Source organism: Melghirimyces profundicolus, from assembly GCF_003054245.1.
Taxonomy (GTDB): domain Bacteria; phylum Bacillota; class Bacilli; order Thermoactinomycetales; family DSM-45169; genus Melghirimyces; species Melghirimyces profundicolus.
In genome coordinates this window covers 1-9,855 of sequence record NZ_QBKR01000046.1, presented here as the reverse complement: position 1 = coordinate 9,855, position 9,855 = coordinate 1, and the positions used below count along the sequence as shown (strand labels likewise).

Annotated in this window: 15 protein-coding genes and 2 pseudogenes; 3 read left to right on the top strand and 14 right to left on the bottom strand. The window is 45.9% G+C overall.

What is annotated here, in order from left to right; genetic code table 11:
* Positions 1–218 (top strand): annotated as a pseudogene (locus C8P63_RS18180) (IS110 family transposase); the annotation flags it as partial.
* Positions 219–270: 52 nt separating this feature from the next.
* Here C8P63_RS18180 and C8P63_RS18175 read toward each other — a convergent pair.
* The 12 genes and pseudogenes from C8P63_RS18175 to C8P63_RS18135 form a co-directional block, all read right to left on the bottom strand.
* A pseudogene (locus C8P63_RS18175) lies at positions 271–647 on the bottom strand (VOC family protein).
* Between the two features lie 836 nt (positions 648–1,483).
* Positions 1,484–2,155 carry an ABC transporter ATP-binding protein gene (locus C8P63_RS18165; RefSeq protein WP_108026706.1) on the bottom strand — a complete coding sequence of 224 codons (672 nt, stop codon included), beginning with the start codon at positions 2,153–2,155 and terminating at the stop codon, positions 1,484–1,486.
* Between the two features lie 5 nt (positions 2,156–2,160).
* Positions 2,161–3,441 (bottom strand): ABC transporter permease family protein, encoded by a 1,281-nt coding sequence (locus tag C8P63_RS18160; protein WP_108026704.1) that lies wholly within the window; start codon positions 3,439–3,441, stop codon positions 2,161–2,163.
* Positions 3,438–4,487: an ABC transporter permease family protein gene (locus tag C8P63_RS18155; RefSeq protein ID WP_108026701.1), complete on the bottom strand. Its 1,050-nt coding sequence runs from the start codon at positions 4,485–4,487 to the stop codon at positions 3,438–3,440. The genes C8P63_RS18160 and C8P63_RS18155 overlap by 4 nt, the downstream gene beginning before the upstream one ends.
* A gap of 250 nt (positions 4,488–4,737) precedes the next feature.
* Positions 4,738–5,148: a hypothetical protein gene (locus C8P63_RS18150; RefSeq protein ID WP_146172213.1), complete on the bottom strand. Its 411-nt coding sequence runs from the start codon at positions 5,146–5,148 to the stop codon at positions 4,738–4,740.
* Complete coding sequence (locus C8P63_RS18850; RefSeq protein ID WP_146172212.1) at positions 5,120–5,503, bottom strand: hypothetical protein; 384 nt, start codon at positions 5,501–5,503, stop codon at positions 5,120–5,122. Before C8P63_RS18850 ends, C8P63_RS18150 begins: the two co-directional genes overlap by 29 nt.
* A 131-nt stretch (positions 5,504–5,634) precedes the next feature.
* Positions 5,635–5,904 carry a YolD-like family protein gene (locus C8P63_RS18145; protein ID WP_108026695.1) on the bottom strand — a complete coding sequence of 90 codons (270 nt, stop codon included), beginning with the start codon at positions 5,902–5,904 and terminating at the stop codon, positions 5,635–5,637.
* 189 nt (positions 5,905–6,093) lie between these two features.
* Positions 6,094–6,246, bottom strand: coding sequence for an antitoxin VbhA family protein (locus C8P63_RS20135; protein ID WP_170109756.1), 153 nt, complete (start codon positions 6,244–6,246; stop codon positions 6,094–6,096).
* Positions 6,247–6,250: 4 nt separating this feature from the next.
* Positions 6,251–6,427 (bottom strand): hypothetical protein, encoded by a 177-nt coding sequence (locus C8P63_RS19295; RefSeq protein WP_170109755.1) that lies wholly within the window; start codon positions 6,425–6,427, stop codon positions 6,251–6,253.
* A gap of 61 nt (positions 6,428–6,488) precedes the next feature.
* A complete protein-coding gene (locus tag C8P63_RS18140) occupies positions 6,489–6,731 on the bottom strand; it encodes a hypothetical protein (RefSeq protein ID WP_146172211.1) in 243 nt (80 codons plus the stop codon).
* A gap of 147 nt (positions 6,732–6,878) precedes the next feature.
* Positions 6,879–7,031 carry a hypothetical protein gene (locus tag C8P63_RS19290; RefSeq protein WP_170109754.1) on the bottom strand — a complete coding sequence of 51 codons (153 nt, stop codon included), beginning with the start codon at positions 7,029–7,031 and terminating at the stop codon, positions 6,879–6,881.
* 57 nt (positions 7,032–7,088) lie between these two features.
* Entirely contained in the window at positions 7,089–7,319 is a 231-nt protein-coding gene (locus C8P63_RS18135) for a helix-turn-helix domain-containing protein (protein ID WP_108026689.1), read from the bottom strand.
* Positions 7,320–7,511: 192 nt separating this feature from the next.
* On the opposite strand from C8P63_RS18135, the gene C8P63_RS18130 reads away from it, so the two are divergent.
* On the top strand, positions 7,512–7,772 hold the full coding sequence (locus C8P63_RS18130) for a hypothetical protein (protein WP_108026686.1): 261 nt from the start codon (positions 7,512–7,514) through the stop codon (positions 7,770–7,772).
* 321 nt (positions 7,773–8,093) lie between these two features.
* Positions 8,094–8,309 (top strand): hypothetical protein, encoded by a 216-nt coding sequence (locus C8P63_RS18125; protein WP_108026683.1) that lies wholly within the window; start codon positions 8,094–8,096, stop codon positions 8,307–8,309.
* A gap of 759 nt (positions 8,310–9,068) precedes the next feature.
* Here the strand turns inward: C8P63_RS18125 and C8P63_RS18120 are convergent.
* On the bottom strand, positions 9,069–9,461 hold the full coding sequence (locus C8P63_RS18120) for a hypothetical protein (protein WP_108026680.1): 393 nt from the start codon (positions 9,459–9,461) through the stop codon (positions 9,069–9,071).
* A gap of 37 nt (positions 9,462–9,498) precedes the next feature.
* Positions 9,499–9,624, bottom strand: a complete 126-nt coding sequence (locus tag C8P63_RS19840) for a hypothetical protein (RefSeq protein WP_281258745.1) — start codon at positions 9,622–9,624, stop codon at positions 9,499–9,501.
* Between the last annotated feature and the right edge of the window lie 231 nt (positions 9,625–9,855).

Below are 9,855 nucleotides of genomic sequence, written 5' to 3'. Positions count from 1 at the left end.
TGTTGGTTAACCCTCTGCACGTCAAAAAAAGCAAGGAACTCGACGACAACTCCCCAACCAAGAATGACATCAAGGATGCCAAAGTCATCGCTCAGTTGGTCAAGGATGGCCGGTATTCGGAGCCCAACGTACTGACCGGGGTCTACGCAGACCTTCGGGTCGCCATGATCCAACGGGATCGGCTAACCGAAAATCTTAAGCGGATCAAGAACCGGATGCACCATGCGCGCGTAAATATGCTTCTTGAATTAGTTCTATTTCGTCATAAAGTTACTTCTGCACTATCTGAATAAGGTTGCCGCATGTATCGTCGAAGACAGCCACTGTGACTTCGCCCATTTCTGTCGGCTCCATAGTAAACTTCACGCCGTGTTTCATTAATCGTTTATACTCTTTGCGAACATCTGCAACGCCAAACATTGTTGCTGGGATGCCATCGGCAAATATCTTCTTTTGATACTCTTTGGCGGCCGGATGGTCATTCGGTTCGAGCAAAAGCTCGGTACCGTCTTGATCATCGGGAGAAACAAGCGTTATCCACCTAAATTCTCCGACGGGAACGTCCTGCTTTTTTACAAACCCCAGCGTTTCTGAATAAGTGCCTTGTCTTGATCTTGTACGAATATACTGGTAACAATAATTTTCATACTGTTTTTGCCTCCTTTGATACTGCTAACAATCTGGCTGCAAGCAAAACAACCCACACATTCGTCAGAAGTCCTGTTCCGAAAAGAATATATCCCGTCAGGGAGGGTATGATTTGCGCAAGAACAATAGAAGCTATTTCAAAATTCGATTCACACACCAAATAATGAGTACAATCAGGCAAAAAGCTCTATAGATATGCAAATATCGGTCATATCGAACCCCGAGTCATTTTCCATTTACTGGAGAGATGGCCCCAAAATCGGCCTTCGCTCCCTCTACCCCTTTTAAGACAACAGACGGAACACTTGAAAGCCAGTGATATCAATGTTGAGAAAATGTCTCTTATGTCTTTTTTAACTGTACCCTGTTGAGACATATGGTGCCCGGGGCACTCCGCCACCACGTCCCCTGGGGGGAACTATGGCTGGCAACTGCTGCCGCCGACTCCCGGGAGGGAACCGGTTGCCGGATCCGCCACTGATCCCCCGGGGGAAACGATGGCCGGCAACTGCCGCCGACTTCCAGGTGAGAACTGGCGGCTGGGAGCACTGCCGCTTAGCCCCCGATGGTATAATATGGTGTGGTGCATACATTCAAGGGAGGCCTTCATAGAGCAAATAGGAGGCCTTCTGGGGCGCCTTTTTATTGATCCGAATAGGAGAGGTCCTAATTCAACGGACATTCGTTAGAGTGGCACATCCGACGCTCACTTACTTTTGCTGCTTTCTCCGTATCGAAGTAAACCGCGTTTTCCGGTTTAATCTCATGGCATCTTCCGGCTAGGCCGATCTCGTTACTTACTGTTCTTACTGTCGGAAGAAGACGAGGCCAGCCATTAGGAAGCGACTGGTGTCACCATTCCATCCTGCATATAGTAGGTGTTGTGGCAATGGTCAGCAACAACCTGATCATGCGTTACGATTACCAGCGTTTTTCCTTGCTGATTCAGTTTTGTAAAGATATCTAAGATCTCCGATTCCGTTTGTACATCTAACGATCCAGTTGGTTCATCTGCCAGAATCAAGGCCGGGTCCTGAATCAATGCTCTTGCAATAGCAACCCTCTGCATTTCCCCACCTGACAATGTATCCACCGCTTTATGTTTCAATTTCGTTATATTTAACTCCATCAGCATATGTTCAACCTTATTCTTGATTTCTTTTTTTGAAAGCTTACTGTATCGCAAAGGAAGGGCAATATTTTCAAATACATTTTTACTGTCAACCAGCGCATAATTTTGCACGATAAAACCAATATTTTGTCTCCGGAATTTCGCCCGTTCATTTCCGTTCATTTCACTTACATACGTTTGATGATATCGATAAGTCCCACTGTCCGGGGTATCTAAACCCGCCAGGATATTTAATAAGGTGGACTTTCCTGATCCACTCCTACCCATAATTGCCAACATATCGCCCTGCTCGATTTCCAAATCGAGCTCTTTCAAAACGTCAATTTTCCGCTCACCGCTCCGATATGATTTTGTCAGATCTTTCAAGGTTATCAATGGAATCACTCCGATCGTTTTAACAAGCTACTGATTTCAATTTTAGAGAATTGCCAATACAAGGGGAGAGCTGAGATGAGTACAGTGAGGGAAAAGAGCATCAAGTTCATCAAGGTATACATTCCGAAAGAAACATCGATAACCTGTTTATACCACAGAGTAATAACGAGCCCCGGCAATCCCACTATGAAGAGAATTTCAGCCAGAAAGTACGAAAACAGCTGATTCAGGGTGGCTCCAGAAGAGAGGTGAATAGACATGTTTCTGAAGTTATCCTGAAACTTGGTCACCATCAGTATTGAAATGCTAAGTATACACACCACGAATAGTGCACTTGACATGATTTGTAACAACTCCACATTAACTCGAATAACCGAAAAAACAAAATCAAGTGAATCGCTATTTGCCCCAATGAGTTGCATATCAGTAAAACCGGAGGCTTTCTTGACCTGCTCCAGATCCCGGCGCACCACATAGGGTTTCTCGTTGGTGAAAATCATTCCATTAATCAGTTGCATGTAATGTATTTTTTGAAACCGTTCATCCGCTTCATTCTTCGGGGAATTGGAAAACTGTAAAGCAGGCATTACAATATATCGGTCCAGATACAATTCAGGATTGTTGGCATTAAACACAAAGGTGTCAGGTTGAATAAACCCTCGAACCACTAATTTGAAATCCTTACGCAGGTACTTTGTCTTAATTTCATCACCAACTTGGTAAAACGGTTGATATTCAGCTCCCAATAATACTGGAACTGCTTCCCCCTGACGATAATGAAAATCTTGCGCGGAAAAAGGGTGCCCGTTGCTTAACGGAATCGAAAAACGGGTAAAACCTTGTTCATTGATTTGAACTGCTTTCAAGGGGTTGTAGGGGTGTTTTTTTAACTGTTCAATAGGGGCTCCATGTTCATATCCATATAAAAATTTATCCCACTTTGGATCATCACCAATCTTCACATCAATATGCTGATTAAAGAGATATACGAAACGTTTCCCAAATCGGTGTTCCAAATTTTTGTAAAACTTTTTTATTATCTGAAGGGAATTCGGTCGCTTTAAAAATGCCTGAAATTTACTGTCTGACGCAAGATCATCCGATAATTGGTAGAAGTTTAGCTCTTTTAAAGGTTGCAGACGGTCGGATTTGCCCTCGATGTGCGTATAGGTCAGAAATAACAGCGCACTGGTGAGAAAGAGTACCGTAACCTGAATGGCAATCAACGCAGAAAACCATTTCCTGCGTTTGAGGCTCTCCAATACTTCGTTTAAGATCATTTTCATAAAAAAGATTTTCCTTTCCCATCGATTTGTTTCAGCAAACCGCCTTTAGACAGGTAAATGGATAAAAGTGATAATAGGAGGATTACCCCGTACCCCGTCAACAACGGCAATGTATAATCGACAAGGAAAAAGGGATTGATCTTACCCAGTGACACAAACAGGGCAGAACTTCCTAAACAGACTAATGCATAACAAATGGATACGATCACAAGATACTGAAGCATTATGTGTATATAAACTTGTTTTATGGATATCCCGTGTTCCCATAATATCTGTAACTCTGTTTTTTTCTTATTTAACCAAAAATGGTTAAATAAAAGACTTGAGACCACCATGATGCTGGCAATGGTAATCCATAGACCCTTTTGGTATGAATCCAAGCCGAGATAGCGCTGAGCCCCTTGATCGCCCCTATCAATTACCTGGATGGGAATACGATTCTGGTTGATGGATAACGCTCGACCTTGTTTGAGTGTTTCGTCCTTGGTGTTCATGACATAAACATTGGGAAGTCGATCGAAAGCATCAATATTGATAAGTGCTATTTTGTCCAAATCCGACGAATAAGAAGCCCCCATCCGGCCGATAACCTCAAATGTCTTTCCCGCAACTCGGAAATATTCATTACCATTTTTTTTAAATACGTCTTCTTTCCCGACGCTCTTTCCCACTTGCTTACCCAAAACCGCTAATCGCTTTCCTTTGTAAAAATCGGCGGCGGTAAAATACCGGCCAGATTGCATTGGGGGGATGAAGGTATCTTTATTAAAATAAATGGCCCTATCCTTATAATCTTTTTTGGTGTCCAATTCATTAAAAAGGGTAAAGGTTTTTTTTGTATCCAGCTGTCTCCAGTCAATCGGCTGACTTGAGTCTTGCAAGCTAAAAGCGAAACTGGTTGGTGTATACAGTCCTCTGGATATGATGTTCATTTCCTGTTGTTTAATTTGGTAGTAATTCGTTGAGACGACCAGGATGCTTAATAACAAATACAACAGAATTAACCACAGGGTTCCGTCCCGTTGCCATTGTTTGATTTTTTCCATAGGCTCTCCTTTGAGTAGATAGTTTTGGAATCCAGATTAAAGAGCATATATGTAAGATTAAATCAAAGTTTAAGAACTTTTTAATGATGTGTACAAATTAAATAGAAAGTGGCGGTCTCCTAACTGTTTGGTATACTGGTAGTCCAAGCCAAGAAAGGAGAACCGCCAAGGATTATACATGAAAATAAGCGATAGAACCAGGGACCTGAACAATATCATGGACCCTGTCTATGCTGTAAATTATTTTACTTTAATGTCCATAGTACGTTTTTGCAGTATACCAAATACTCGCATACGGAGACCTTGCGTTAGTATAATCCCAACCCCACTGCCTGAAACTATCAGTTATAACATCACCGTCATCTTCCATTCGAGCACGGGTATAATGATATTCTCCGGGCCATGTCGTTTCACCAGCAGCACGTTCTAAATCAGGATCAGTAGGGTGGGGCTCTACCCAACCATTATGATCCACTGCTTGAATGCCAACATCATTCGCATTTACATCCCCTTCGGTCCACCCTTGATATTCCTCGGACGCAAACGCTGGAATAGACAAACTGCTACAAATTAACCCAACTGACAGCACCTGAACAACCCGTTTTTTGATTCCTATTTTTACCCTCCTGTTTTTAGCGTCCATAGTAAGTTCTTGCAACATATGTGTAAGCCGCATACGGAGAAGCTGCATACGTATAATCCCAATCCCATTGTCTACCGCTGTCTGTTTCTGGGGTCCCACCAATTGTTTCCATGCGTGCACGGGTATAATGATAAACACCATCCCAATAGGTTTCCCCCACGGCACGCTCTAAATCAGCATCATAGGGATGGGCTTCCACCCAACCATGGTGTTCAGCGGCTAGAGTGCTAACTTCATTAGCATTCCAGTAACCTTCTCCTTCTGTCCAACCCCCAGTTACTCCGGAGGACTCAGAGGCAAACGTTGGAACGGACAAACTACTACAAATTAGCCCGACTGACAGCACCTGAACAACCCGTTTTTTGATTCCCACTATTTTTACCCTCCTGTGTAAAAATGTAGATTTATGTTGCATATTGGTTCTTTGACAAAAACAAGATTATTCCCTTCCTGAATAAAAAACTTTTTCCCAAAATGAAAATAATTAAAGGTTATAAGCTCCTGTTAGCGGCAGGGGAATAAGGGGGAAGTCCGAGACACGTGCAATATCTGGGGTCCCGCCAGCAATTTGACAAAATGCTGGCGGGACCCCATCCCCATCTTGGACCCTTCCAGCATGCGGCCGATCTCTTCCAACGCATCCGGCGCCAACTCGGGCGGGCGGTACTCCTCTTTTCTCTTCCGCTCCTCCTGCAGCTGGACCTCGTGCTCCGGCAGCATCATCCGGTGACCTTCCCACAGCTTATTCCCACGCTCCAACGCCTTCACGTTCATCACCTCAACCCTATTTTACCCGAACGTATATTCGCATATAAGCGGGAATTTATAACAGCAATGTCGTACTATTCACGGGGTTTATTGTCCGGTGAAGGCGATTTTAGCCCCCTGTCTGATCGGCAGCTTCCCCCCAGGTCTACCGGAAATGAAACGAAGACCGCCCGGATCCGGGCGGTCTCTGGGTGGTCAAAACTTCCTCAACCGTTTTAATGCCTCTTTTTCTGAGATTTCCCCGCGAAGGTATTCGGAAGAAATCTCAATAGCCTCCCTGGACGGTGGCGGTCCTTCCGCTGAAACTGATTTCACCGCGTATCGAATTGCTTTGTCGGTCTTGTTCATGTTTTCATTCCTTTCGAATAGCCAGTTCTTTGGCGCGTTGCAGAAATTCCTCTTGGGAAATCTCGCTCATTAATCGCTTTTTAATCAACTGATCTTCGGTTTCAGTGGTATGAAGACCTTCAATAGCCAAGGATGCTTTGGCCGCGTCCATCATCCGCTTGACTTGCTCTTCCGTTCGCATTTTCCTTTTCCTCTCCATCAGAATTCAGAATAAGGATAATTGCTCCACTGTCTTCTGCGCATCATCCGGCAGCTCGGAAATCCAAGCGATGGATGATGATGTCGCTGCATCCCTGCCGGCCGCCGACCAGCAGAGTGTTCCGGTCGATATAGTTGAAGGCATAGCAGGTTTTCCCTTGGGAATGATTTACTGAAAATAGCAGAACCTTCTTTCCATCTTCCGTTCCCATCCCGACGTACCGAAGATAGTAGCCATCCTTCATCTTGAAGCTAGTTCGGGTTTTTTCCCCATCTTCTGGACCCACTCCCCAGGGTGGAGCGTCCCGTCTCCCAGATCAACCGGGACGGCCTCGATCTGGTCCCCTTCTTCAATCTTTGCATACATCGCACCCGCCTGGAGAAAGGTGTGCATCCTATCCCTCCTAAAACGTCGATTTTGTTATGTTTCAATCTCATTGGTCATCGTCATGGTCTACCCTGGCGATCATCGCAAACCCACTTTCCACTACCGCATCATTTAATCCCTCTTCACAATAATTGCAAATCCAGATTTTCTTCTTGTCCCAACGAAGCATCTCCGCACCGCAATGTTGACATTCTTTCATTTAATCCCTCTCCTAAGTGCCTTCTCTGGGCTGTCTCCCAGGGGGGCGCTTTTTGTTTTACTCCGCGTTTTCCTGAAGTTCGTACAAATCGTCCACCTTCACCTCTAATAGTTTCGCCAAACGGAACAGCTTCACGGCTCGGGGGTACGTTTTCCCATTGATCCAGGCTGATACTTGGGACTCCGACACCTCTAGTTTTTTGGCGATCTCTTTTGGCCAGGAAAGAAATCCTCTCCAAACAAAGCACCAGCCCCAGAGAATCGCTCTCTGAGGCCGGTTTATTTCCATCCGAAGGTTAAGGTACCCCCTTCGATTTGAATTTCTAGTAGTCTTCAATGTTAACTGTATTACAAGACGCTTCCCGGATCGTCCAATCCAACCAAATCTGAAAGGAGTGGTGCATGTTTTGGTTTTGTTCGCCTTTTCTGGAGCCGACGTCGCCAGAGTAATACGTATTCTTTAAAGCTAGGAGTTGATACCGTGTCCGACGATACCGGACACGGTAAAAATCCCGGTAAATCAACGATTTCACCGCGTCCGACCGCACCGGACACGGGTGACACCGGACACGGTACGTCGGACAGAAGGAAGATATATCTTTTAAGAAAGAATCTGATGATGATGATGTACCAGCTTGGGAAACTGATTCGGATTACATGGCATACAGAGAGCGAATCATGGATGGAAACGGTGCTGATATCGCGGTTCACTCCCGGCATTATCCAGCCTTCCGTGAGTTGATAAGCAAAGTCGGAGTCAAGGAACTTTTCACTATATTGGATCGGTACATCACCATCGTAACAGCCGGAGAACACACACATAAAACTCCCCAAGCAGTTTGGTTCCTGAAAGGCGGCTGGAAGAATTTTGACCATCGGAAGCCAGCAAAACCGAAACATTCTCGATCTGGCCGGAGAAAAGGTCAAAAAGAGTAACCGATTCCCAAAGCCCTGCAACGTGAGTTTGAAGAAGGGGAATCCAAGGAAGGGCCTGAAGTGGTTGGCTTGGACCCGGAAACAGAAGCCCGGATGCGTGCCAAGTTAGACCGGATGAATCGACGCTTTGAAGAAAAGAAAAAGGAAGCATTTAACACATCGTCTTTGTGAAATCGATTGGAAGGACACCGTAGAGCTGGAGATACATGAAGTCATGGCTTTGATTGAAGCGTCGCGCGACCTGCCAGAGAAGTGGCGTAACAATCCTAACTTGCTGGATGCGCTGGACAAACTCCACGAACTAAGGATCAAGCACAACAACGAGACAGGCAAGAGTCTTTAAGGAGATGCGTCAAAAGGGTTTTGGGTTTGAGCGTGGAAATATTTAGATGAGGAACTACATCTGGGATGGAACGGCCTGAGGCGGAGGCGGCGGCCTTCTTTTCTGCAGGAGTTGCAGGAAAGGAGGTGATGCCAATGACGGAGACGATCATGTTGCTCGCATTGCTCGTGCAAGTGATACACGTCGTTTACGTCATATCACAAAAAAAGTGATCCGCCCAGGCCTCGGAAACCATGCGGCGAATCACTTTTTGTGAGTCGTATGGGCCGCGGCCTTCGCTGATGAAGGTCGCGCCGTCTGGGTGTGTTCCTCACCCTTATTATAGTATGCAGAAACAGGAAAAATCAAACCCGGAAAGAAGATGAATAAAGGGGCCGGTTTTTATTTATGTTGCGGCCTGATGGGGAACGTTTCTAAAAGGATGGGAAAAGACAAGAAAACCCTCGTTAACAAAGGGATCAAGACCCTTTTGCATAGATTTTGCATAAACTTCCCCGGAAAACATAAAAAAGCGGAGGCTACGGAAAAACCGCCTTCATCCCTTTGCTAAAAAGGGGAGAGGCGGTTTTGTCTGCGATCCTGTAAGGTTACAAAGCGTATGGGAGGTTATGTGCTTTACTCGTGCATAGAGCATGCAACCAGGTGAAGTAGGGGGCCAAGCGTCTGAGACGTTTCAACCCCCCTTCCCGAACCGTACGTGCGGCTTTTACCGCATACGGCTCTCCAGGAACCTACATCGCTTTTCCTCTCCATCAGAATTCAGAATAAGGATAATTGCTCCACTGTCTTCTGCGCATCATCCGGCAGCTCGGAAAACTTCTCCAAGCGATGGATGATGATGTCGCTGCATCCCTGCCGGCCGCCGACCAGGAGAGTGTTCCGGTCGACGTAGTTGAACGCATAGCAGGTTTTCCCTTGGGAACGGTTGACTGTAAACAGGAGGACCTTTCCCCCTTGCTCTTCCCCCATTCCACAAAAACGTAAGTAATAGCCATCCATCATTTCAAAGCTGGTCCGCTTCTTTTGACCCAACTTCCGGACCCACTCGCCAGGGTAAAGAGTAGTATCTCCCAGGTTAACCGGAATGGTCTGGATCCGGTCCCCCTCCTCAATCTCCGCGTACATTGCGCCCGCCTGAAGAAAGGTGTGCATCCTTCAATCCCTCCCGTAAGGCTCTCATTACTTAACGTTACTCGTTATCATCCGCCCATTCTTCGGGTTCCTCATCGTAGATTTCCGGGCGTGGAACGACAAGCACATTGCCGGGGGCCTTGGCAAACCGCCGTCTTTCCAACTCCCTCGCATATTCAACCATTTGCTTTCTGCTCCAGCTCTCGACAGATCATTCGAGCCAATGCTGAGCGGACAGTGCAACCATCTCTGCAGGACAGCAGCTGGAGCGGCTTTGGGTAAATGCTGCCGCTCACTTTTTCACAACGCTTCTAGTACTGCTTTGAGAAATGGAAGGAATGGCCATCAGGTTTGTCGAAATTTGCCTTGAGGTGAATGATGATGGCATCCAACCGGATTCCCAAAGCCGTTCGTC